This is a genomic window from Candidatus Nitrosotenuis aquarius, from assembly GCF_002787055.1.
Classification (GTDB): domain Archaea; phylum Thermoproteota; class Nitrososphaeria; order Nitrososphaerales; family Nitrosopumilaceae; genus Nitrosotenuis; species Nitrosotenuis aquarius.
The window spans coordinates 755,759-779,165 of sequence record NZ_CP024808.1; the positions used below are offsets into that span (position 1 = coordinate 755,759).

23 protein-coding genes and 1 tRNA gene are annotated in these 23,407 nt (G+C 43.9%); 5 read left to right on the forward strand and 19 right to left on the reverse strand.

Annotated elements, in window-relative coordinates:
• Nucleotides 1-7: 7 nt before the first annotated feature.
• From NAQ_RS04535 to NAQ_RS04595, 13 genes are all read right to left on the reverse strand, one after another.
• Nucleotides 8-442: an iron-sulfur cluster assembly scaffold protein gene (locus NAQ_RS04535; protein ID WP_100182442.1), complete on the reverse strand. Its 435-nt coding sequence runs from the start codon at nt 440-442 to the stop codon at nt 8-10.
• Entirely contained in the window at nt 439-1,680 is a 1,242-nt protein-coding gene (locus NAQ_RS04540) for an aminotransferase class V-fold PLP-dependent enzyme (protein ID WP_100182443.1), read from the reverse strand. Before NAQ_RS04540 ends, NAQ_RS04535 begins: the two co-directional genes overlap by 4 nt.
• A 2-nt stretch (nt 1,681-1,682) precedes the next feature.
• Complete coding sequence (locus tag NAQ_RS04545) at nt 1,683-1,991, reverse strand: Rieske (2Fe-2S) protein (RefSeq protein WP_100182444.1); 309 nt, start codon at nt 1,989-1,991, stop codon at nt 1,683-1,685.
• A 5-nt stretch (nt 1,992-1,996) separates the two neighbouring features.
• Entirely contained in the window at nt 1,997-3,397 is a 1,401-nt protein-coding gene (locus NAQ_RS04550; protein ID WP_100182445.1) for a SufB/SufD family protein, read from the reverse strand.
• A 25-nt stretch (nt 3,398-3,422) separates the two neighbouring features.
• Nucleotides 3,423-4,823: a Fe-S cluster assembly protein SufB gene (gene sufB, locus NAQ_RS04555; RefSeq protein ID WP_100182446.1), complete on the reverse strand. Its 1,401-nt coding sequence runs from the start codon at nt 4,821-4,823 to the stop codon at nt 3,423-3,425.
• 82 nt (nt 4,824-4,905) lie between these two features.
• On the reverse strand, nt 4,906-5,703 hold the full coding sequence (locus tag NAQ_RS04560) for a uroporphyrinogen-III synthase (protein WP_100182447.1): 798 nt from the start codon (nt 5,701-5,703) through the stop codon (nt 4,906-4,908).
• Nucleotides 5,700-6,443: a uroporphyrinogen-III C-methyltransferase gene (cobA, locus tag NAQ_RS04565; protein WP_100182448.1), complete on the reverse strand. Its 744-nt coding sequence runs from the start codon at nt 6,441-6,443 to the stop codon at nt 5,700-5,702. The genes NAQ_RS04560 and cobA overlap by 4 nt, the downstream gene beginning before the upstream one ends.
• The gene (hemC, locus tag NAQ_RS04570) at nt 6,440-7,372 is read right to left on the reverse strand and encodes a hydroxymethylbilane synthase (protein WP_100182449.1); all 933 of its coding nucleotides are present in this window, start codon (nt 7,370-7,372) and stop codon (nt 6,440-6,442) included. The genes cobA and hemC overlap by 4 nt, the downstream gene beginning before the upstream one ends.
• Nucleotides 7,369-8,640 (reverse strand): glutamate-1-semialdehyde 2,1-aminomutase, encoded by a 1,272-nt coding sequence (gene hemL, locus NAQ_RS04575; RefSeq protein ID WP_100182450.1) that lies wholly within the window; start codon nt 8,638-8,640, stop codon nt 7,369-7,371. Before hemL ends, hemC begins: the two co-directional genes overlap by 4 nt.
• 39 nt (nt 8,641-8,679) lie before the next feature.
• The gene (locus tag NAQ_RS04580) at nt 8,680-13,935 is read right to left on the reverse strand and encodes an HYR domain-containing protein (RefSeq protein ID WP_100182451.1); all 5,256 of its coding nucleotides are present in this window, start codon (nt 13,933-13,935) and stop codon (nt 8,680-8,682) included.
• Nucleotides 13,936-14,010: 75 nt separating this feature from the next.
• Entirely contained in the window at nt 14,011-14,787 is a 777-nt protein-coding gene (locus tag NAQ_RS04585; RefSeq protein ID WP_100182452.1) for an ABC transporter permease, read from the reverse strand.
• Nucleotides 14,784-15,791 carry an ATP-binding cassette domain-containing protein gene (locus tag NAQ_RS04590; RefSeq protein WP_100182453.1) on the reverse strand — a complete coding sequence of 336 codons (1,008 nt, stop codon included), beginning with the start codon at nt 15,789-15,791 and terminating at the stop codon, nt 14,784-14,786. Before NAQ_RS04590 ends, NAQ_RS04585 begins: the two co-directional genes overlap by 4 nt.
• Nucleotides 15,792-15,992: 201 nt before the next feature.
• Nucleotides 15,993-16,472 (reverse strand): PRC-barrel domain-containing protein, encoded by a 480-nt coding sequence (locus NAQ_RS04595; protein WP_245871744.1) that lies wholly within the window; start codon nt 16,470-16,472, stop codon nt 15,993-15,995.
• Between the two features lie 58 nt (nt 16,473-16,530).
• On the opposite strand from NAQ_RS04595, the gene NAQ_RS04600 reads away from it, so the two are divergent.
• Both NAQ_RS04600 and NAQ_RS04605 read left to right on the forward strand, forming a co-directional pair.
• Nucleotides 16,531-16,842, forward strand: coding sequence for a nitroreductase/quinone reductase family protein (locus NAQ_RS04600; protein ID WP_100182454.1), 312 nt, complete (start codon nt 16,531-16,533; stop codon nt 16,840-16,842).
• A gap of 36 nt (nt 16,843-16,878) precedes the next feature.
• Nucleotides 16,879-17,655, forward strand: a complete 777-nt coding sequence (locus NAQ_RS04605; protein WP_162858647.1) for a hypothetical protein — start codon at nt 16,879-16,881, stop codon at nt 17,653-17,655.
• Here the strand turns inward: NAQ_RS04605 and NAQ_RS04610 are convergent.
• Complete coding sequence (locus NAQ_RS04610) at nt 17,648-18,292, reverse strand: hypothetical protein (RefSeq protein ID WP_100182456.1); 645 nt, start codon at nt 18,290-18,292, stop codon at nt 17,648-17,650. The two genes, NAQ_RS04605 and NAQ_RS04610, sit on opposite strands and share 8 nt — an antisense overlap.
• Nucleotides 18,293-18,364: 72 nt before the next feature.
• Here NAQ_RS04610 and NAQ_RS04615 point away from each other — a divergent pair, with 72 nt between their 5' ends.
• Nucleotides 18,365-18,859 (forward strand): hypothetical protein, encoded by a 495-nt coding sequence (locus NAQ_RS04615; RefSeq protein ID WP_100183452.1) that lies wholly within the window; start codon nt 18,365-18,367, stop codon nt 18,857-18,859.
• Here the strand turns inward: NAQ_RS04615 and NAQ_RS04620 are convergent.
• Together NAQ_RS04620 and NAQ_RS04625 are read right to left on the reverse strand one after the other, a co-directional pair.
• Entirely contained in the window at nt 18,832-19,494 is a 663-nt protein-coding gene (locus NAQ_RS04620; RefSeq protein WP_162858648.1) for a hypothetical protein, read from the reverse strand. The two genes, NAQ_RS04615 and NAQ_RS04620, sit on opposite strands and share 28 nt — an antisense overlap.
• Nucleotides 19,495-19,507: 13 nt before the next feature.
• Complete coding sequence (locus NAQ_RS04625; protein ID WP_100182458.1) at nt 19,508-20,989, reverse strand: peptidase; 1,482 nt, start codon at nt 20,987-20,989, stop codon at nt 19,508-19,510.
• Nucleotides 20,990-21,099: 110 nt separating this feature from the next.
• Between NAQ_RS04625 and NAQ_RS04630 the strand changes: the two genes are divergently transcribed.
• Nucleotides 21,100-21,252 (forward strand): hypothetical protein, encoded by a 153-nt coding sequence (locus NAQ_RS04630; protein ID WP_162858535.1) that lies wholly within the window; start codon nt 21,100-21,102, stop codon nt 21,250-21,252.
• 239 nt (nt 21,253-21,491) lie between these two features.
• Here NAQ_RS04630 and NAQ_RS04635 read toward each other — a convergent pair whose 3' ends face one another.
• A complete protein-coding gene (locus NAQ_RS04635; RefSeq protein WP_245871745.1) occupies nt 21,492-22,367 on the reverse strand; it encodes a hypothetical protein in 876 nt (291 codons plus the stop codon).
• A gap of 107 nt (nt 22,368-22,474) precedes the next feature.
• Here NAQ_RS04635 and NAQ_RS04640 point away from each other — a divergent pair.
• Nucleotides 22,475-22,550 (forward strand) — tRNA-Glu (locus NAQ_RS04640).
• A gap of 165 nt (nt 22,551-22,715) precedes the next feature.
• Here the strand turns inward: NAQ_RS04640 and NAQ_RS04645 are convergent.
• Both NAQ_RS04645 and NAQ_RS10100 read right to left on the reverse strand, forming a co-directional pair.
• Nucleotides 22,716-23,141 carry a DoxX family protein gene (locus NAQ_RS04645; protein ID WP_100182461.1) on the reverse strand — a complete coding sequence of 142 codons (426 nt, stop codon included), beginning with the start codon at nt 23,139-23,141 and terminating at the stop codon, nt 22,716-22,718.
• 96 nt (nt 23,142-23,237) lie between these two features.
• Nucleotides 23,238-23,381 (reverse strand): hypothetical protein, encoded by a 144-nt coding sequence (locus NAQ_RS10100; RefSeq protein WP_162858649.1) that lies wholly within the window; start codon nt 23,379-23,381, stop codon nt 23,238-23,240.
• Between the last annotated feature and the right edge of the window lie 26 nt (nt 23,382-23,407).

Sequence of the window (23,407 nt, forward strand, 5' to 3'; positions counted from 1 at the left end):
AATACCACTAGTATAGGCTTGAGGCTTCCTGTTTTAAGGCATCTGCATTTGCATCTTTTGCTGCCAAATACGAGTACAGGCCGTATTTTAGGACCTTGAGTGAGAGTAATGCGCATTTTATGCGCACGGCCTGGAGGTTTTCGAGGCCCAATTCCCCAAGGACATCATTTTTCTGGATCTTTCGCACGTCTTCGATGCTTTTGCCCTTGACTATTTCGGTCAAAACCGAGGTGCATGCAAGGCAGATTGCGCATCCGCGTCCGCTGAACTTGATGTCAGATACCTTATCGTTGTCAACATTCATGTAAATGTCGATGCTGTCCCCACAAAGAGGATTGCTGTCGTGGTAATGTACCGTCGGGTTTTCAATTTTGCCAAAATTGCTTGGGTGCCTAGAGTAATCCACGATCATTTCGTGGTAAATGTCTGCATTGTCACTCATAGCTTAAACAACCTCGCAGCTCTGGACAGTGAATTGATGAGTACGTCTACTTCTTCTTTTGTATTGTAAATGTAAAAGCTTGCACGAGAGGTTGCCGCAATGTCTAGCTTTTCCATTAGTACTTGGGCGCAGTGGTGGCCTGATCGTATTGCAACCCCGTCTTCATCTATTATTGTAGCTAGGTCATGCGGGTGAATGTCCGCAAAATTAAACGATATTACTCCTCCTCGCTTTGACATGTCCGATGTTCCGTATAGTTTGATTCCGTTTATTTGCGATAGCTTGTCCAGTGCGTATTTTGTGATTTCTATTTCATGTGCTCGCACATAGTCCATGCCAATGTTGTTTAGATAGTCAATTGCTGCGGCAAATCCGATTACGTCCGCAATGTTTGGAGTGCCTGCCTCGAATTTGTACGGCAGATCATTCCATGTTGTTTCGTACTTGTGGACCTCGCGAATCATGTCGCCTCCCCCGTGGAATGGCGCCATTTGCTCTAGGAGTTCTTTTTTTGCCCAAAGGACCCCAACGCCTGTAGGACCTAGCATTTTGTGCCCAGAGAAAGCAAAGAAATCGCATCCAAGCGCATCAATGTCCACTTTCATGTGCGGAACAGACTGGGCGCCGTCAATTAAAACCCGGACTCCTGCCTTTTTGCATTTTGCAATCACCGCCGCAACATCAGTAATGGTTCCCAGCACATTTGACATTTGGCTTACTGCTACTAGCTTGACTTTGCCTGTTGCCAGGTACTGGTCTAGCTGGTCTAGCATCAGCTCGCCATTGTCATCGATTGCAATGTATTCCAGCTTGCCCTTTTTTTCCTGGGTCAGGAGCTGCCATGGAACAATATTGGAATGGTGCTCGTATTCCGTGGTGACTATAATGTCGCCTTCCTTGATGTTTTGCCTGCCCCATGCATATGCTACCAGGTTGATTGCCTCTGTTGTTCCCCTAACAAAGACGATTTCTTGCCTGTCCTTGATGTTGAGGAACTTTGCAATCTTGTCTCGGGTCATCTCGTATGCTTCTGTTGCCTCTTCTGCCAATGCGTGTACTGCCCTGTGGATATTGGAATTGTGATTGGTATAGAAATCAGTAATTGCGTTGATTACCTGGATTGGCTTTTGTGTTGTTGCTGCATTGTCCAGGTATACTAGATTTTTTCCGTTTCGAACCTTTCTCTGTAGAATTGGAAAGTCTTTTCTGATTTGTTCAGTGGAAATTATAGTTTGCATGGCTAAACCTCAACGTAGATCTCGTTGTGATCTATTTTAACATTGTAAATTTTCAGAGCAACTTCGGCCGGCGGATTTTGCGGCTGCCCGTTCTCCAGATTAAAAACAGAAAGATGTAATGGGCATCGAACCCCATCATCTGACAAAAATCCAGTTGACAGGTCAGCCTCTGCGTGCGTGCATATTCTGTCGGTTGCGTAGATTTTGCCCCCTAGATTTGTGATTAGCAATTTTTTTTCTTCAATGTCAACAGAGCACATGTCGTTGTTTTTTAGCTGGTCTTGCGCACATGCCTTTACCCATCTTCCCAAGCTGATCACCTGTACTTGTAGTGGGTTTCTATTTGGTCTGCTTCCTTGTATCTTACTTCTTCCACTTCGACTATGGCTCGAAGATTTTCGTCTGATTTGAGTACGAGGTCGCGTCCTGCCCACTTTGATTCAATAAGATATGCAATCCATGCCCGCACTTGGTACGACATTGTTCTAGACATCGGCTCTAGGAATCCTTCTACGATGATTCTCTCTGCCTCTGCCCTGTCTAGACACCTGCAGCCAAGATAGAAAATCTGCTCTTCATCCACCTGTGCTACGGATGCAGAGTGTGTTGCCTTGACATCGTTGGTCAGGATTTCAAGGCCTGGAATTGCGTCGGATTTTGCGTCTTTATCCAATAGAATAGAACGCCCTGACAGAAATGATCTTGATTGTGAAGCGCCTTCCAGAATTTTGATCATTCCTTTGAATAATGATTTTGATTTGTTTCTTAGAACTGATCTTTGCACTACCTTGCCTTCGGTTGCCTGTTTTTTGTGAATCAGGTTTGCAGACAGGTCAAATGACTGCTCATTGTCGCCAAAGACAATTTCTGCGTCTTCTGCATATGCGCCGACACCGTCAAGGTAGTAGTTTGTCCTGTATCTGGACAGCATAGAGCCAAACAGCCCCAGATACCAAGTTATTTTTGCGTCCTGTGATATGGTACAGTTTCTAGTTGAGAAATTTACTGCTGACTGGTCCATTGCCTGAAATGTAGTCATTGCAAGCTGCGAGTTTGCCTGGGCGTCAACTGTTAGCAGTTCCAGGTATGCTTGCTGGCTTGTGCTTTTTGGCGCGTACAATTCCTGTACGATGCTTGCCTTGCTTGATTGTTCTGCCACTATGACATTTTTGGATATTGTGGATGTGCCGTCTGGCGATATGCAGGACACGATATGAATTGGTTTGTCCAAGATCAGGTTCTTTGGGATTTTGACAAATATCCCAGAGTTGAATGCTGCATTATTCAATGCCGTGTACTTGTCTTCTTTTGGATCCGATGATTCCAGTGCTTTTTTGACCAGCTCTGGATTGTTTTGAATTGCGTCATAAATCGATGATATTACAACTCCTTTTGCCTTGAGATCCTCTGGGAGGTTTATTCTGAAAATATTGGTGCCAGCTTGGATGATGTGGATTTCCTTTTCCAGTTCTGCCAGTCTTGGCTTTAGCGCATCAAAGATTGCGTTTTGCGATTCTGTTACTAGTGATACCTCGGATGGATTCATTCTTTTTGCGTCTGTGTACTTGTTGTATAGCGGCGACACCTCTGGCGGCAGTGACTCATAAATTGCAAACGAGTTTTTTCTGATTTGTTTTAGCCAGTCTGGCTCTTTTTTTGATGCAGAGATTTCATCCACATGAGTCGGATTGATTGTGGATAAAGCGAGTTTTTGCATGGTACAACAAAAAGAATGATAGGCTTTATCCTACCGAGTCGTCCATTTCCAGTTTTATGAGTCGGTTTAGCTCGACTGCATATTCCATTGGGAGCTCTTTGGTAAATGGCTCCATGAATCCGTTTACAATTAGTGTCAGTGCTTCTTCTTCTGAAAAGCCTCTGGTCATCAGGTAAAAGATTTGCTCGTCACCTATCTTGCCTACAGTTGCCTCGTGGGTAACGGTTGCGTCTTCTTGGTTGATTTCCATGTATGGGTAGGTGTCAGTTTTTGAAGTGTCATCTAATAGTAAGGCATCGCATCGTACTGAGGATTTTACGTTTGTAGCTCCCTTCGCCACATGCAACAAGCCTCTGTAGGTGGTTCTGCCGTTTAGTCTGCTTACTGATTTTGATGTGATTCGCGATGTTGTTTCTGGTGCCAGGTGTACCATTTTTGCTCCGGTGTCTTGGTGCTGGCCTTTTCCTGCAAATGCGATGGACAGTGTTTCGCCGTGCGCCTTTGGTTCTAGCAAGTAGATTCCAGGATACTTCATTGTTATTTTGCTGCCAATGTTGCCGTCAATCCATTCTACTTTTGCACCTTGGTATGCATATGCTCGTTTGGTGACAAGATTGTACACATCAGAGCTCCAGTTTTGGATTGTTGTGTATCGCAGCTTGGCGTCCTTGTGTGCAACCAATTCCACTACGGCAGAGTGCAATGACTCTGAGGAATATACTGGTGCAGTGCATCCTTCGATGTAGTGGACTTCGGATCCTTCGTCCGCAATGATTAGTGTTCTCTCGAACTGTCCAATGTTTTCTGCGTTGATTCTAAAGTATGCTTGTAGCGGCATGTCGACTTTGACTCCTGGTGGAATGTAGATGAACGATCCTCCGCTCCACACTGCAGAGTTTAATGCCGCAAACTTGTTGTCTTCTGGAGGAATTATTTTGCCAAAATACTTCTTGAAGATCTCCGGATGTTCTTTTAGTGCAGTGTCCGTGTCTAGGAATAGTACGCCTTGCTTTGCCAAGTCTTCACGCAGATTGTGATATACAACTTCGGATTCGTATTGTGCGCCTACGCCTGCTAGGAATTTCTTTTCTGCCTCTGGAATTCCCAGCTTGTCAAAGGTTCTTTTTACCTCTGGTGGGACATCATCCCAGTTTTTCTCTGTTTTTTCAGAAGCCTTTGCATAATAGTAGATATTTTGAAAGTCGATCATGCCCAAGTCTGGACCCCAGTTCGGCATTGGCTTTTTCATGAACACTTCGTATGCTCTTAGTCTGAAATCAAGCATCCATTGTGGTTCATTTTTTAATTTAGAAATTTCTTGAATTACTTCTTTTGATAATCCTTTTTTTGATAAATGCACATACATCTCGGTGGATTCTTTGAAATCATATTTTGAATAATCCATGTTGAGATTTTCTTGCGCCATGCAACACAGAACTTCGTTTTGTTATAAATAGATTCTACACTGATTACTAGTTGTGAGTCGGAGTAGGGAAAGCTAATGTAGCTCAAGCTAATGAAAAAATATTTTTCATTGCTTCAAAAGCTCCTGGAACAGTATGAACGCCTGCAACTTTTGGTTCGACGTTGAATTTTTTTAATTCCTCTGCAGTGAACGGGCCGATTGCTACGATCTGTATTTTCTCTAATTTTTTTAGCAACTCTTTATTTTCAAAATCAGACATTATCTCAAAGAATCCTCGAACTGAGGATGCTGACGTGAAAACAATTCCATCAATTTTATTTTGTGAAAATAATTCCTTGAAGTCTTTCCATTGGGCATGATCAGAGAACGCTTGCACGTCATACAGGTGGTTTTCTTTTACTATTAGTCCTATTTTTTCTAGAAGCTTTGCCAGAAATTCTGTTGATGCGCCGCTTCTTGGCACTATTACCTTTTTTCCTTCCGCATTTAGCCTCGTGAACTGCTCACCTACGCCAACGGAAGAAAATTTGCTTGGAACAAATGACACCTTGATTCCCTCGTCTTCTAGTGCCTGCTTTGTCTTTGGGCCTACCGCCATCACCATGGTGTTTGCTATAGCAAGCTGCAGTTTTTGGTATTTTCCTGTGTTTTTTGCCACATCAAATAGCAGTTTGACTGCCTTTGAGCTCATAAAAACGGAATAGTCCGGCTGGAATTCTTGTACGTCCTGCAAAAAGTCATCCACTATCTTGTCTCCCTTTGGCATCAGCTCTATTGTCGGTATGGGTAATGGTATTGCATTGTCTTTTGATGCCAGGTCAATGAATTCCTGCGCATCGTCCTTTGAGCGAGTAATGGCTATTGTTTTTCCTGAAATCATTTTCTCCACGCTATTGTTTTGTGTAGTTTGACTACGTTTCCTATTATTATAACTGACGGCGGCGTGAATTTGTTTTCCTTGATCTTTTGCGCAATGTTTGATAAATTTCCGACGAGTGTTTTCTGATCTTCGTTTGTTCCCTTGTATATCACTGCAACAGGCGTTGTCTTGGACATGCCCCCAGCAACCAACTGCTTTGATATTGTACCGATTCTGGATAGTCCCATCATTATCACTATGGTTTCAACTGATTTTGCAAGCTTTTTCCACTGCACCGGGGATTTTGTTTTACCAGGATCTTCGTGGCCTGTCACAAAAACTACAGATGACGAGTATTTCCTATGAGTCAATGGTATGCCAGAGTATATCGCAGAGCCGATGCCAGATGTTATGCCTGGAATTATTTCGAATTTTATTTTGTATTTTTTTAGATATTCTGCTTCTTCACCGCCTCGGCCAAAGATGAATGGGTCGCCTCCCTTTAGTCGTACAACATTTTTGTTTGATTTTGCAAATTTTACCATCTGCAGGTTGGTGTCGTCTTGGTGCTTGTAGTCATCGCCTACTTCTCTGCCAACATATAGCTTGGTCGTTCTTTTTGGAATCATTGCTATGATTTTCTTTGATACCAGTCTGTCATAGAGGACGACATCTGCGGATTTGATGAGCTCAGCTGCGCGTAGCGTGAGTAGTTTGTGGTCTCCAGGACCTGCCCCAACCAAATATACGGTTCCGCTCATTTGTTCCACTCGTCCAACTTTGCTCTCCAGTCTTTGGCAAGATCATTTACACCTTTTCGTTGCAATTCTTCTGCTGCCTCTTTTCCTATTTGGTATGGATTTGACTTGTTTCCGGATTTTTTTACAACTAGTGCTTGCTTGCCATCAATTGAATATGCGATTACTGTGAGGTCTAGTATGTCATCGTTTATTTGGGCAAATGCGCCAACAGGGAATCTGCACCCAGAGTCTACAAATTCGGATAGTGCACGCTCGGATTCCACTGCGATTCTGGAGTTATTGTCTTGGATTTTTTGTAGCATCGATATTGTTTGAGTGTCGTTTTTTCGGCAAACAATTCCCAGCGCTCCCTGTCCTGGGGAGGGTGGAAAGTCAACTATTGGCAGCGGGGTGTGCTTTACGTTTACTCCAAGCCTGTTGATTCCTGCTTGTGCCAGAACAATCCCATCAAATATTCCGTCTTGGACTTTATTTATTCTAGTTTCCACGTTTCCGCGAATTGTCTTTACTTGGAGGTCAGGCCTTTTTCTGGAAACTTGGACTGCGCGTCTCAGACTGCTTGTGCCAATTAGCGCACCTTTTTTGATGGTATCTAGTGTGTCGCCGTTTTTTGAAATGAAAATGTCGTTGAACGGCTCTCTTGGTGGAACACATCCAAGGATTAGATCATCTGGGAGAATTGATGGTACATCCTTGAGGCTGTGCACTGCAAAGTCTACTTGTTTTTCTGCGACTGCCTTGTCGATTTCTTTTTCAAAAATTCCCTTTTGGTTTATCGTAAATAACGGTCTTGCGTCGGTGTCGCCCTTGGTCGTTATTGTTTTGATTTCATAATCTGAATCTGGGTTTTTCTTTTTTAGCTCCGACACTACCCAGTTTGTCTGCGATATTGAAAGCTGGCTTCCCCTAGTGCCAATCAGATATTTCATTGTCTGACCTGCCTTAGTGCATAATCGTATGCATGTATTGTCTTGTCCAAGTCAGATTCTGTGTGTGCATATGATAAAAATCCGGTTTCAAACTGGGATGGTGCAACAAAGATTCCCTCATTTAGCAAACTATGGAATAGTTTGTGGAATTTTTTTCCGTCTGCTCTTTTGGATGATGCATAGTCTGTGACTGGCTTGTCTGTAAAGAAAATCTGAAACATGGACTCTATTGCATTTACTTGGTGCTGTATTCCGTATTTTGTGGCGGATTCGTGGATGGATTTTGCCAGAGTCAGGCATTGTTTTGCCAGTTTTGGATAGATTTTGCTTTTCAGCGTAGACATTGTGCGTATGGATGCTATGCCGGCCGCAACGGAAATTGGATTGCCTGCAAATGTGCTTGCCTCGTACACTTTGCCGCCAGGCGCTAGCTGGTCCATTATCTCTTTTTTTCCTCCAACTGCAGAGATTACAAATCCGTTTGACAGTGATTTTCCAAGTGTTGTGATATCAGGCGTAATTCCAAAGTGTTCCTGTGCGCCTCCCAGGCCCATCCTAAATCCCGTGATTATTTCATCGAAGATCAGTGGAATGCCCGCTTGCTTTGTCATTTTTCTCATGTCATGGAGGAAATTCTTTTCTGGCAAAATAAGGCCCATGTTGCCAAGGACTGGCTCTACTATAACGCCAGCAATGTCTTTGTTTTTTGAAATTACTTTGTCTAGTTGTTCTGAATTGTTGTACTGGACTACAATGGTGTTTTTTGTAAAATCATCAGGTATGCCATCAGATACTGAAATTCCTGCTAGTCCAGAGCCAGCTCGCACCAGCATTGATTCGTGTGCGCCATGGTAACAGCCTTCAAATTTTATTATCTTTTTTTTCTTGGTAAAGCCCCTTGCCAGTCTAATTGCGGTCATGGTGGCCTCAGATCCAGTGTTTACCAGTCGAATCTTTTGCATTGATGGATATGCTTTTTTGATTAAAGTTGCTAGTTCTACCTCAAGCGCGGTTGGCGCGCCATATAGTGTTCCAGTGTTTAGCTGTTTTTGTACTGCAGAAATCACTTGTGGGTGCCTGTGGCCCAAAATCATTGCGCCGTATCCTGTGCAGTAATCTACATACTCGCTTCCGTCTTCATCCCAAATTAGGCTGCCCTGCGCTTTTTTGACAAAAAACGGATATGGCTCAAAATAGCGTACAGGGCTGCTGACACCAGACGGGATTATTTTTTTTGCAGAATCAAATAGTTTTTTTGATTTAGGCAACGAATTGAGGTGGAATTTTTGTTATTATTAATTCTAGACTTACTCACATTTAATCAGAATGTCATCGTCATTTTCCGATACTATGCAAGAGTCTGAATCATCACCACCATCAATGATATCAACACCAGTCATCCCAATTAGGAAATCCTCGCCGGATTGGCCCTTGATTATATCGGCACCGTCTCCGCCGTTGATGTAGTCGTTTCCTTCGTTTCCATATACAATATCATCGCCGTCACCTGCCAAGATACAGTCGTTTCCTTTTTCCGCAGTTATGATGTCGTCTCCTCCAAGGCTGATTATTAGGTCAGCTAGGTTTGTGCCAACTAGAATGTCGTCATCTTCTTTGCCGATTATGACATTGTATGATGATTCCGGCTTGCCGCAGGCTTCCACAGTTACTGTCTGGGTTTTGCTAAGCGAGTTGCCGAACTTGTCCTCGACGGTCCAAGTTACTATAGTCTGTCCAAGTGGGAATGTTTCTGGTGCATCGCTAGTTATGTTTGGCGCATCGTCAGTAAGATCGGTTGCGGTTGCAACACCCACGGATACCGGCGTCTTGAGCGATACTGCATCAGTTACTATACTATCAGGAATGACCAGTGTTGGTGCGGAAGTATCTACCACAGTTACCTTTTGTGTTATGGTGGATGCGTTTCCTGCCTCGTCTGTTGCAGTCCAGGTTACAGTGGTGTCTCCTAGCGCAAAGACATATGGTGCATCGTTTTCAATGTGAACCTCGCTTACTGTATCTTGTGCAGACGGTAATGATAGTGAAATTGTGTTTTGCGTTGCAGATGTTGCCTCTACTGTCAAGCCTTCAGGTTGTATTATTTTTGGTGCAGTGGTGTCTACTATGGTGATTTTCTGGGTGGCAGACGCTACGTTTCCTGACAGATCGGTTGCAGTCCAAGTAACCAGAGTCTCACCTAATGAGAACACGGATGGTGCATCGTTTGTTACTGTAGATATTTCTACTAAATCAGACGCATCCGCCTTGCCAAGCGATACTATGTTTTCTCCAAATGATGTTGCCTCCATGGTAACGTCTGCTGGCGGCGTAATTGTTGGCGATGTAGTGTCTTGTATGGTGATTCGTTGTGTTGCAGTAGCCGAGTTTCCTGCTTCATCTGTTGCAGTCCAGGTAACTGTTGTTTCACCCAGCGAGAATTGTGCTGGAGCGTCATTGGTCAATGAAGTAATATCCAGAATATCAAAGACAGTTGGTACTGCTAGGCTCACAGAGTTGCCGTCCTTGCTTGTCGCTTCTACTGTAATATCAGGTATTTTAGCAAACTTTGGTGGAACCGTATCAACTATGGTAATCTTTTGAGATACAGACTCAGAGTTGCCTGTGCTGTCCTTGGCAGTCCAGGTTACAATTGTATCCCCTACTGGGAAGAATTCCGGTGCATCGCTAGTTATGGATTCAATTCCGACGTTATCCGATACTGATGGCGTCTCCAGGGTTACTGTGTTTTCCAGTTTCGATGTTGCCTCTTGGGTGATATCAGATGGTGCAGAAATTGTCGGTTTTGTGGTGTCCACTATTGTTATTTTTTGAGTGGCAGTGCTTGTGTTTCCAGCAGAGTCTGTTGCAGTCCAGGTGACAATGGTCTCGCCCAATTCAAATGAGTCTGGTGCATCGTTTTCAACTGATACCAGTGCAACGGCATCTTCTGCTTTTGCTTCACCAAGATCTACAACATTGTCAGATGGTGAGGTTGCCTCTTGGGTGATATCAGATGGTGCTGTGATGGTTGGCTTTGTATTATCAGATACTGTGACTTTTTGAGTAGCAGTAGCCGAGTTGCCCGATGAATCACTTACTGTCCAGGTGACTAGGGTTTCACCCAGTGGGAATGATTTTGGTGCATCGTTTGTAATTGTGACTTCGCTTACCGTATCAGATGCTACTGGCTCGCCAAGAGATACTGAATTATCAGTTGGCGATGTTGCCTCAAATGATACATCTGATGGTGCTGTGATAATTGGTAGTGTAGTGTCTTGTACGGTTATAGTCTGAGTTGCAGTGGCCGAGTTTCCAGCCTCGTCTGTCGCAGTCCAGGTAACTGTGGTTACTCCCAGCTTGAAATAATCTGGTGCATCGTTTGTTACTGATACCACCTCGACTAGGTCATTTGTCTTGATGTTTCCAAAATCAACTGCGTTCTTGTCCTCGCTTGTTGCTTCAACTGTGACATCAAATACGCGGATTTCTGGTTTTGTGGTGTCCACAATACTTACTTTTTGCTCTACAGTCGATACTAGTCCGGACGAATCTGTTGCAGTCCAGGTTACAATTGTATCCCCTACTGGGAAGAATTCCGGTGCATCGCTAGTTATGGATTCAATTCCGACGTTATCCGATACTGATGGCGTCTCCAGGGTTACTGTGTTTTCCAGTTTCGATGTTGCCTCTTGGGTGATATCAGATGGTGCAGAAATTGTCGGTTTTGTGGTGTCCACTATTGTTATTTTTTGAGTGGCAGTGCTTGTGTTTCCAGCAGAGTCTGTTGCAGTCCAGGTGACAATGGTCTCGCCTAGCGGGAATGACTCTGGTGCATCGCTAGTTATGGTAACTTCACTTACTGTGTCTGATGCAGTTGGCAATTGTAACGACACGGTATTCTCAGAAGCAGATGTTGCCTCTTGGGTGATATCAGACGGTGCCACAATGCTTGGCGCAGTAGTATCCATAATGGTAATTTTCTGATTTGCAGTCGAGATATTTCCTGATGAATCTGTTGCAGTCCAGGTGACAATGGTCTCGCCTAGCGGGAATGACTCTGGTGCATCGCTAGTAACGGATTCAACCTTGATTGCATCGCTTACTTGGGCATCTCCAATTGATACTTGTGTTCCATCCTTTCCTGTTGCCTCTTGGGTTACATCTGCTGGAACAGAGATTACTGGTGCTGTTGTATCTACGACAGAGATTAGCTGTGTGGCAGTGCTTGTGTTGCCCGAAGTATCAGTTGCAGTCCAGGTTACAGTGGTGTCTCCTAGCTGAAATGACTCTGGTGCATCGCTAGTAACAGATGCTACTTCGACTAGATCAGATGTCTTTGGAGTTCCCAGCTCGACAATATTTCCGGTTGTGCCTGTTGCCTCAAAGACAATATTTGGTGGAGCAGAAATTCCAGGAGCAGTAGTATCTATTATTGTGACATTTTGAGTCTTGGATACGGTATTTCCATAATTATCAGTTGCAGTCCAAGTTACTATAGTGGTTCCAAACGGATAATCCGAAGGACCGTTGTGGCTAATTGATGATACGCCTGTTGCGTCTGTTGCCACAGGCTCGCCAAGTGACACAGTGTTGCCTGCCTTGCCAGTTGCCTCTTGTATTACATCGGCTGGCACGGTTAATATTGGTGCCAAAGTATCAACTACAGAAATTGTCTGGGTTATGGTGGAGTTGTTTCCAGAAACATCCTTTGCCATCCATGTTACTGTGGTATCACCCAGTGGGAAAAATGTAGGTGCATCGTTTGTAATTGTGACAGCTTGAACATCGGTTGCATTTGGCGGAGTCAAAGAAACTACGTTTTGTTTTTCAGATGTAGCCTCTATTGTTAGGCCTGCAATTGGTGCAATGACTGGCTTTGTTGTATCTATTATGGTGACCTTTTGTGTCGCAGATCCGACGTTGCCAGCCAAGTCCACTGCAGCCCACGTTACTGTGGTCTCGCCCAGTGGAAAAGATTGTGGTGCATCGTTTGTAATTGAGGATATTTCGGAATTGTCAGTTATTGTTGGCTGGCCTAATTCCACAAAGTTCTGATCAAGGCTTGTTGCTTCATACGTTATTGCAGACGGTGCCTTTACCTTTGGCGGTTTAGTGTCAATTATTGTTACAGTCTGTGTTGCAGTCGCCTCGTTTTTTGCAACATCGATTGCAGTCCAGGTAACTATTGTCTCTCCAAGTGGGAATGTCTCTGGTGCATCGTTTTCTATTGATAATACTCCCACCAGATCATTTACTGTTGGGTTGCCAAGGTTTGCGGTGTTTTGCGCGCCATTTGCCTCTAGTGTGATATCTGTCAATCCAGAAATTACTGGCGGTGTGGAATCGCCAACGGTTATGGTCTGGGTTGCAATTCCCATGTTTCCGGCATTGTCTATTGCTGTCCAGATTACTGTGGTAATTCCTAGAGGGAATTCCTCTGGTGCGTTACTGCCAAGGGATTTGATGCCGGATTCGTCAGTCGCAATTGCTTGGCCTATCGATACACGGGTCAAGCCTCCTGTCGCTTCTACGTAAAGGTCCTTTGGAGGCGTGACTGTGGGCTTTTTGAGGTCGGTTCCTGTCGGTTTTGTGGTAGTTGTAGTTGTTGTTGTGGTGGTAGTTGTGCTCTCTGTTGCGGTATCTTTAGAGCCAAACTTTTGGATTCTGTGATTGCTAGAATCTACTACGAATAAATCGCCATCAGAGTCAGCCGCAACGTCCTTTGGCATCTTGAATTGAGAGTTACCTGTTCCTGTCTTGCCAAAGCTGATCACTGTCTTTCCATCTTTGTCCAATACCACTATTCTGTTGTTGCTAGAATCTGCAAGGATTAGGTTTGATCCCGAATCAATATCAATTCCATCTGGAGAAATAGCAAGGCCGCCAATTGATGAGTTGTAGCTGGTCACAAATGCCCCATTAGAGTTGAATTTGAGAATTTTTTTGTTTCCGGCATCAGCGACGAAAACATTTCCATCTGAATCCACCGCTATGCCGAGTGGTGTTAGAAATCCGCCATCGGATGTTCCGCTAGAGCCAATAATGGATACAAATTTTCCAGTAGAGTCAAATTTTTGGACTCGCGAGTTGCCCGTATCTACTACAAAAACAAAATTGTCTTTAGACACCGCAATACCGTTTGGAAGCTTTAGCTTGCCTGCCTCGGTCCCTGTTCCTCCCCATGAAGATACAAAGTTTCCATTGGTGTCAAATTTTTTTACAACGTTTAGTTCGTGGTCTGCCACATAGACGTAGCCACCGCCCACTGCAATTCCTGCAGGTGCGTGAAATTCAGACTTGCCAGTTCCCTTGGAGCCCCATGCATGCAAGAATTCGCCATCGTTGTCAAATTTCTGGACTCGCGCATTTCCAAGGTCTGTGACATAGATGTTGCCAGAATCGTCTAGTGCGGCATATTGAGGATAGGTAAATGCTCCGGTCTTGACTAGTCCTTGGGTTCCAAAGCTGGACACATACGGATAGTTCACGGCTGCCAGCGCAGGCTGGGATAATACCATAGTAAAAACAAAAAACGCTACTAGCGTAGCTATTTTTAGCTGCATTTACGCATTGTTGGCTTTTTTGGCAAAAGATCTGCCAAGTTAGGAATAGTTGAAGTTTAGGTCAATTTTTGACACTTAGAACGGTTTGTTGACTTCGCGCGTAAAGACATAGCTGGCAATGACTAGCATCGAGACCACAAATGCGCCAATTATGCCCAGGCTCACTACAGCAGATACTCCTTCCGTTACGCCCGTCATCATTTCCCGCACCAGAAGAACCGTATAGGTAACAGGGTTTAGCCTAGCAACTGTCGCAAGCCAGTCTGGGAGCAACTCCAGTGGGAACAAAGCTGGGCTGAGCATGAAAAGTGGCATTCCAAGAAAATTGATTATTCCCCAAAATGTCTCCTGTGATTTTGCAGTGGCCGCCACAATTACGGAAATTCCGGAAAACCCAAGAGAAAATAAAATCACAAGTGCCATTATTGGAATGATTACCAAGAGATTTGAAAATGTGACACCAATTAGAATAGCAATGCCAATTATCAAGGCAGACTGCATTGCAGAAATCAGCGATATTGCAAGCATCTTCCCAAGCGCTATTGATGATCTTGACGCCGGCGACACCAGTGCCTTGTTCATGAATCCATACCTTCTGTCCCATAACGTGTTTACGCCGCCAAAGATGCTGGTAAATATTGCAGTCAGAATTATGACGCCAGGTGCCATGAATTCCAGATAGCTTCCATCAAAGCCAACAGACTGGATTAGCGGCTTTGTTCCAGCAAAGGTATGGCCTATAACAATTATCCATATTGCGGGCTGGATCAGTCTTATTAGAACTCCGCTTCGAGACTTTCTGTATCTTTTCAGCTCGCGCCAAAACACAGTATAGGTGTCGTATAACATCATGTCTTCATCCTCTGCATTTTGCGGTATTCCTTTCTTCTATCGTATGATTTCTGAGTGCTGTCGTCTCTCAGGTCATGGCCGGTAAAAGACAAGAACACGTCATCCAGCGTTGGCTGCGTTATGGACACGGATTTTATTGCAATACCAAGACTAGAAGAAAGAGAAAATATCATCGGGGCAACCTCGGTTCCCTTTGCGGAAAAAACTGTAATGGTATCGTCCAGAATTGTGGCATCGCGCACAAACTCGATTTGTTTTATCTTGGAGACAAGCTCGGCTTTAGCAGGATTTTCCTCTATTGTAAGGGAAATGACTCCTCCGCCAAGCGCATTTTTGAGGCTGGAAGGCGCATCTATTGTCTGGATTTTGCCATGATCTATTATTCCGACTCGCCCGCAAAGCTTGTCGGCTTCTTCCATGTAATGGGTGGTAAGAAAAATAGTCATCTTGTACTCATTGTGGATTTTTTTGATATACTCCCAGATTTTCTGCCGGGTTTGTATGTCAAGGCCCACAGTCGGCTCATCTAGGAATAACACCTTGGGCCTGTGCAAGAGTCCTCCGGCAATTTCCAGCCTCTTTCTCATTCCGCCAGAATATGTGATTGCTGCATCGTTTGCCTTGTCGTCTAATTCCACTAGATTCAGTAGATCCTCGATTCTGGAATTTATTTGGTCTTTTGGTATGTGGTTTAGTCTTGCCTGCAGCAAGAGATTTTCCCTTCCTGTCAGATACTCATCAATTGTTATGTCTTGCTGTACATAACCGATACTTGCGCGGACATTTTTTTGCTGGGTTGCAACATTGTATCCTGCGACAAACGCCTCTCCACCTGACGGCTTGAGCAGTGTGGTCAGGATCATCATTGTTGTGCTTTTGCCTGCGCCGTTTGGCCCAAGAAATCCAAAGATCTCGCCTTCCTCTACGTCAATAGATATTCCATCGACTGCCACCGTTCCTGATTTGTAGATTTTTTTGAGATCCTTGGTTTGTATAGAATACACTGATACTGGCCCCAGATATTGCTATAAAATGCTAGGTTTTTGCACCACAGCAAAGCCCGCACAAAAAAATTAAAAATAACAAATTTGTTTTATCAAGTCATGAAAGGACTGTGTCATGTGTGTAATTCCTCAAACGTGGAGACAACACTGCAAAACGGCATGCCGGTTTGCGCCGCCTGCAAGTCTAAAACAAAATAAAAATTAATGTAGGTTCTTGAACTGATCTTTTGTCAGCTTCAGGATTACTTTTTCACCGACACCCCAAATGTCCGACTTGGTTACGATTCTTGTGTGGATCAGACCATCAGATACTTCGATAGAGTGCAGTTCATTTGTCTGCGGGTCCTTTACCAGTCGCTTTATCTTGCCTAGTTTGTGGCCGTCAATGTCGACTACCTGGACGTTGGTCCTGACTGGCGACCTTGAGAGCAAAAGTGTCTCTTCTGTGAAATGGTCAATGTATTCTGCCGGCAAATAATAGTCCTTGTGAAACCCTTGGTGTATTGTGACTCCAGATACCGCTAGGGTCTTGGAGTTGATGTGGATGTGCTTTACCTCGCCGTACTTGATGCCCTCTCGGTCAACTACGCGCTTGCCTGTGAATGTGTCTGCGGTGCAGTTGTTTTGTGGTATTTCTTCTAGTGCTGCCATGCGGTACGGTTTTGAAAATCCTTTATCCAAACCAAAAATCACAATTTTCAATCAATCGGATTAAATTACTTGACTTTGGGCACGCCTCATGCAAAAAAGCGCTTTTCGAGCCACGCTAACCACAAAAGGTAGAAAGACAGGCGAGCCACATTCCGTTCAGCTACGCGCTGTATGGTATGATAATATGGTGTATTTTTCTCGCAGAAATGAAAATGCGGACTGGCTAAAAAATGCCCTTGCCGACAATTCAGTATCAGTAGAGTTTGATGGAAAAACACATCACGGAATGGCATCGCTGGTAACGGATGAATCCCTTGCCAAGAAAATCTCAGAGCTGAAATACCCAGGAGAGGAGAGAGCCCAAGAAGTGCGCACAATATTGCAGATCAAACTAAGCTGAATCAGACTTTTATATTTACAAAACAAGATCAAACCAGTGAAGTACGTTTTAGTCATCTCTATAGTGGCAGTGTGTTTGGTTTTTGCAAATAATGATGTCTTTGCCCAAAAATCAAAAATCTGCGGAGACACCCTATGCTCAAAGGTGCAGGCATGTCCAATGGACCATGTATTGGACAGAATCACGCTAAAGTGCTATCCAGGCTCTGACGGCTGGAAGATAACAGGATATTACTTGCCACTAGAAAAAGAATTCTTCAAGGACAAATTTCAAACAATACTGGTACAGGGAAAAAAGAAGAACGGCTCTTTTGACTATATTGAGGGAAATTCCACGTATTACTACAAGCAGTTCAGATCAGGATTCCTATCTGATGTAATTGTACAGGGTTCTGGCAAGACAACAGAGTCAAAAATACTGCAAACATGGGCGGATGATTTCATCTATCCAAACGGGGAAAAGACCAGATTCTATCATTTTGGAAAATGCGCATACACTGCGTCTGGCGTTTGCCTTCCACTATCGGAATCCTCGCTCTCAGAACCACTGGTCCTAGTTGCAGTGACAAAGGGAAAAACAGACATGCAAAAAGGAGTAATATCTCATGGAACCCTGCTTAGGATTCCAGACATACCGTCGCCATGGAACGCCAGGACCTACTGGGCAACAGACATTGGAGAATGGAGCGACAAGCACATTGATGTTTTTACAGGATATGGTGCAAAGGCAAAGGCAGACGCATACCGAATAACCAAGCTTCCGCCACAGGAATCAAGCAAAGTCATGGCAGTCGGATTCAAAGACACTAAATGATATGAATAATAGTAGAGACTCCGCGCTTTTCTGTCTCGTAGCCGTTTTCCATTTCTGCAACCGTTATAGTAAATGATATCAAATCCCGTTGCTGTGCCGCAGTCGCATCTAGATACAGGTGCACATCCATCAGATCATATTCCCCCTGAGGAATTCTTGTCTCATCTATGAAGACCTTGGCAGTCGACTCTACTCGGAACTGCTGGCCCTTGTAGTGCTCTATGATCTTGGTCTTTCTTCCGTTTCTGCCTGCCGCCTTGACATTGATGTCTATTATTCCTGGCTTTGAGCTGGTGTATCCTGACTGTTTGTTTACAAATACGCCAAGCTGGAATGGCTGGCCTGCGGTGGACTCTGCCATTTTTTGTATTCCGTCATTCATTGCGACATCGACTCCCTTGATTGTCTGGGAGACCTTGGCAATCCACTCGTTGCTTTTTTGTATTACTGCAGCTATTCGCTCCCGCCTTTTTTTGTCCTCTTCTGGCTCTAGCTGGTATCTATCAACCCAGGCCAAATAGTCCTTGGAAATGTCCTCGATGAATTGGATGCATGTTACCTTGTAATCATCAATAGAATTTGCCCGCTCTGATGCATCATCTGTTCGCATTCCGTCATAATCAGCAGGCATCGCCATGATATCAAAACCAGTACGTCTGTAAAAAACCAATCTTGAAAAAATATAACCCAAATTATGCTGGAAGAATTGTTGAGCTTTACCAGTATCACAACACAGCTGCAGGCGCAGTTAAAATCAAATCTGCCCCAGATTATGATGTTATTGCGGAACAATCCCGCAATGGCGTACACGAAAATAACAGAGATAGGCCTAGATGTAGGCAAAAAATACAACATCCAGCTTTTGGTAAATTTCCCGCAGGAAAACAAGATTAACGAGTTTGACTTTTACGGCAAGCGTGACTTGTCCATTATAGTAGACAGGCAAAAAAGAAACTTTGCAATTCCGCGCCAGACAATCAAGGATGTCGCTGCCAAAATTTTTGGCCCTGCCAAAATAGATGACGCATATATGTATGAGGGAAAGGAAGGCGTTCGCGTGACATTTGATGGCGGTAGAATAGACATTTTGCCGCATTCCTTGCACATTTGGTGTTTCTTTGATGATAAGGTAAACGAGTTTTGCAACTGGCTGCTAGAGCATGTCTATGACAGGGCTCAGGGCTCTAGTGCTACCAGCTCATAAGAATAATCCAGTGCGCCGTCTATTGTATAGTATTGCGCTTTTGCAGGCAGTGGAATATTGTTTGCAATCCAGAGCTTGTTTTCAATGTCGCTTATTTTGTAAGACACCACAAATGTTTTGAGTGTGCCAAACTCAAACTCGGAGTCCACATATTCTGTTACCTTTAGCTTGGGAGTGAATTTGCCGACATAGGTTGTGCCCCATTCTGCGCCAACCACCAGATACTTTGAGCCGGTCAGTGTGTCCCTAACTGAAAAGACGGATCTGTCAAGTGCCAGAATGTACGGTTTTATCTCGTCACTTGGTCCGATAAAGACAAAGGCCTCGCCAATTTGCAGCTCCTGCTCTATGTGCTGGCCTGTCTTTTTGTCATCTATTGTGAGATGGATTTTTTCAGTGTCACCTGTCTTTTCCAAAAACGCAATCTTTGCCAAAAACTCCTTGCCCTGATAATTTACCAAATATTGCAGGACTGGCTGCTCTTCTACTCCTTTTCCCACATGCCACTGGCTTGCAAATCTAGGAATGATGTTCTGCTCGGACCCCGGAATACCAGTCAGGAAAGGAAATGAAAGTCCAATTGCTGCAGCTCCCAGCATTATTCCTAATGGTATGAAGAGTGCTTTGCGAACCAATTGTTCGGATTTTCTAGGACTTTAATTTGATGATTCCGTTTGTTATTAGATACTGCAGGCCGTTGACAAAGTCCTTGTCGGTTGTCTGTCCCTCTGACCAGAACTTGGCCGCATCTTTTACCCACGACGGTATGACGTCGCTTTTTGCGCCAGTAGATGTGCTGGTTGGAATCTTGATGATTTTTTGGTTAATCAAATATTGTATGCCAGAGACAAAGTCCTTGTCTGTGATGCTGCCGTCTGACCAGAACTTGGCGTTTGTCTTGATCCAAGAAGGAATTACTATTTCTCCTGGCTTTGGTGTTGTTGGCGGTGGAGTGGTCGTTCCGGTGCCTGCCTGAACATCTACATCAAATGTGATAAATCCTGCCTTTAGTGCATCTGGCGCAACCTCAGGACCCGTTCCCTTGACTAGTATTGCATAGGTAGTCTTGCCAGACTCTTTGATGTCAATTGTGGTTCGAACCTGGCCGCCGGTTGTAAAGAGGGCATTGCGCTTTGCCTCGCCTGCAATTGATCTTACCACTTCTGTTCCAGATGCGCCTGCTTTTACCACCAAAATATCATAGTGGACCTCGTTTTCAAATTCCTCCTGGTTTACCTTGCGCTTAAAATCAATAATCATGTCCATCGGGCATCCTTGCTTGGGGCTCTTTGGGGAATATTTTACGCTGATAATCATGGTGTTTGTGTTTGTGTTCTTGGTGACATATGCAAAGTCCTCAGTGATTACAGGACAGTTGCCTCCTGTAGTTACGGCGCCAGTGTCTACAATTTTCTCAAATGGGTTCTTGGTGATATCTCGCTGGAAACTCAACAATTCAAATCTGTACTCTTGTGGCGGAACGCCTTCTGCCACATGTGCATATGTGTCAGCCTTTACTGGGAATGGGAAATTGTCCACAATCCAGACATTGTTTACTTTGCCGCCCGTCTTCCATGTTATTCTGACTGTGTCAAATACACCTGCCGGGACCGGAATCTTTTCTTCGGCTGCAGGAATGATTTGCTCGCCTCCAATGTTTCCAATTTTGCCCCATGACGGCATGGAGAACTTCTTTGGTCCTTTGCCTGTCAAGTCTCCAGTGTCTGCTGTTGCATATGCAGAAAGCCAAGATAACGATGACTTGAAAGCTGCCGCGTGTGGGATTAGGTTCTTGGTGCTTCCAATTGGCTCAGCTGCTATTTTTCCCACATTGATGGTACCTTTGTGGATTTTGCCGCCATCATACACTACAACTTGGAGCTTCCACTGGTCTTCGCTGCCGACTTGTTGGCTGCCCTCTACCCAAAAGTCAATCTTGAATGGGGTGCAGTCCTTGTAGTAAACATGGCACAGGTTGTAGCTGAACTGATCTCCTTTTTTGAGGCCTTCGCCAACATACCAAGAGCCTTCCTTGTTTACTCCTCCCGCCTGGAGCTGGGCGCTGGCGCCATGTGATAATCCGGATGCTAAAAGTGATATGGCAAGTAATGCAACTAAAAACGTCTTCAACTATACATCATAGTTGATTTTGGTTAGTTAAATGTTGTTTATCTAAGCTAAGCAAATATAGAGGCAATTTGGTTTTCCAAATAGAAATGTGCGAATGCGCCAAAGTTCACATGTTTGAGATAGAATACAAACTGGCCGGAATGGTCGTGGTTCCAACCCACAAAAACTGTGGCAACGCACTAAACGAGACCCAACTGGAGAAATTCCAAAAAGAACTGGTAAAATCATGGGGCCTTGATCCTGAAGACGAGAAACTAATCTAGGTACAAAAAATAAAAACAAAAAGTAGGTTAAGTTTAGCTTAACTGTGATACTGCTTCTTTGCAAACAGAAGCCTTGCATTTACAGTCTGCGCTACACAGGCAGTGACCTTGCATTTCACAATCGCATTGAAATTCTGGGTCGCCTGTTTCTGTTTCGCATCCGCAAGCTTGATCTACCATAAACTAAGAACCGCTCGGAGGGTTTTAAAGGTTGTCTAGATTGTAATGAAAGAATAACCTTATGCGTAATTTTGCAGGTGAACTAGTTCGTTTGCTATTTTGTGCAGTAACATGGCTTGCTGCTCTAGCTTGATTGTGTCATGTTCCAAATCCATTGCTGTTTTTAGAATGTGTATCAGCTCTGGTTTTTTGTGGATGGAATCCCGTATTGATATGATGTTGTTTTTGTTGATGTAGCCTAGGTAAAAGTAGCAATCAGACAATAACGAGTTTGCTGTTAGGTATTCGTATTTTTTCTGGATTATGATACCATGTGAAGAATTCTCAGTCATGTCTGAGAATCCTATGGTGGATTTTGCCATTCTTTCCAATAGAGAAGGGGTTGCCCTTTCCAGTCCAAGAACTTCGGTTATATTAGAAAAGTATTGGTTTTTGTTGTTTTTTTGGAATTTGCGGATAAATTCCAGCATGTGTGTTGGACTGCGCTGCTTTGAGTTTAGCAAGACCAATCCATCGCAAATCAGGTAAGCTGCGCACTTTGTCCAGACTGCGGCAAACTCGTCGTCGATGTTTTGCTTTGCCCTTGTTGCAAAAAATGTCGCATCTATTAGCGAGTTTTTTGCCACGGAATTTCGAATCTTTTCCTGCTTTTCTTTTGTTTTTGATAGTAACGCCCGAAGCTCCCAGGACGGATCGGAGAGAATCTGCATGGAATCGTATTTTTGCAAAACATCGGGATTTGTTTCGTTTACTGTACCATGATGGACTTGTACGAGTGCGTCATCTATGGTTTTGAGTTCGGTTCCGGATTTTCCGTCAAATATTGTAATGTCGTATTCGCAACACTCGAGAGTTGTTCCGTGTGCCTTGCAACCGCCAAGGCCTACTATATCATTTGATAAGGAAAGCTTGTTTGCTATATCTTGTACCTGCAATGACAAAAATCGATTTTTAATTTTCTTAAATGTAGCAATGATTATTTTTTAACCAATCAATCGAATACCATTCCTTTAAATTGCTAGAATCCACGGCTTTTTTTGAAGCTCCTGTGGTGTAGTCCGGTTAAGCATACTGCCCTCTCAAGGCAGTGATCCCGGGTTCAAATCCCGGCGGGAGCATCTTTTCCTTACAACTAGACAGAACTAGACAGGTTTTGTATTACACCACAACTATGCAGAACTAGGCAGTTTTGTGCGTGTTTTGGTGGTATCAGAAATTAACTCCAGTAATGCTGGTGTTAAACTGGATTAGCATGGTCATGAAATAAGTGTGAAAAAAATAAGTCATTGAAGAAAGCTTGGAACCTTCTTCAGGCGAGATGCAATAGAGATTCTGCCAGCACCAGTCACTATTATGAACAGCGTCATCGCAACTAGTGCCAGGTCATAGTCCCAACCCCCTTGCGCTATGAAAAACCCGTTGTTCCACCGGATGTGAAATATCGCATCAACTAGGATTACGCTAAATATCGCGCCTGTGATTCGAGTCAACACTCCGATGATCAGTGCAATTCCGCCGATAGTTTCTGCAAGCGCAACTGGGATTTGCAGTTCAGGCGGCAGGCCGAATCCCATTAGGTGTTGCCTCCAGATTGGATCAAATTTTTGCAGGCCGTATGCAACAAAGATGACTCCAACCGAAGCCCTAATTCCCCAATAAGTTATCTCGTGTAACTTGTTGGTTTGGATTGTGTTTTTGCTTGTAAGCATACTATAATGTAATATCACATATAGTAAAACAGGCTACTTTACAATTGTAAAATCACACCAGATCATACATAACAATATATCTTTACAAATGTAAAATCAGTTGTCTTGGTTTTTCCTAAACGAGTCAATTCCTTCGGATGCCAAAAACTCGAGTGCTTTTGAAAAACTCCAAGACTTGTTTGTCTTTAGCATATACCAAGCCTGGACTTCCCTGATTTTCTGTATTACATCACTATTCATTGTTGCCGTGATTCGTTTTTTTCTGA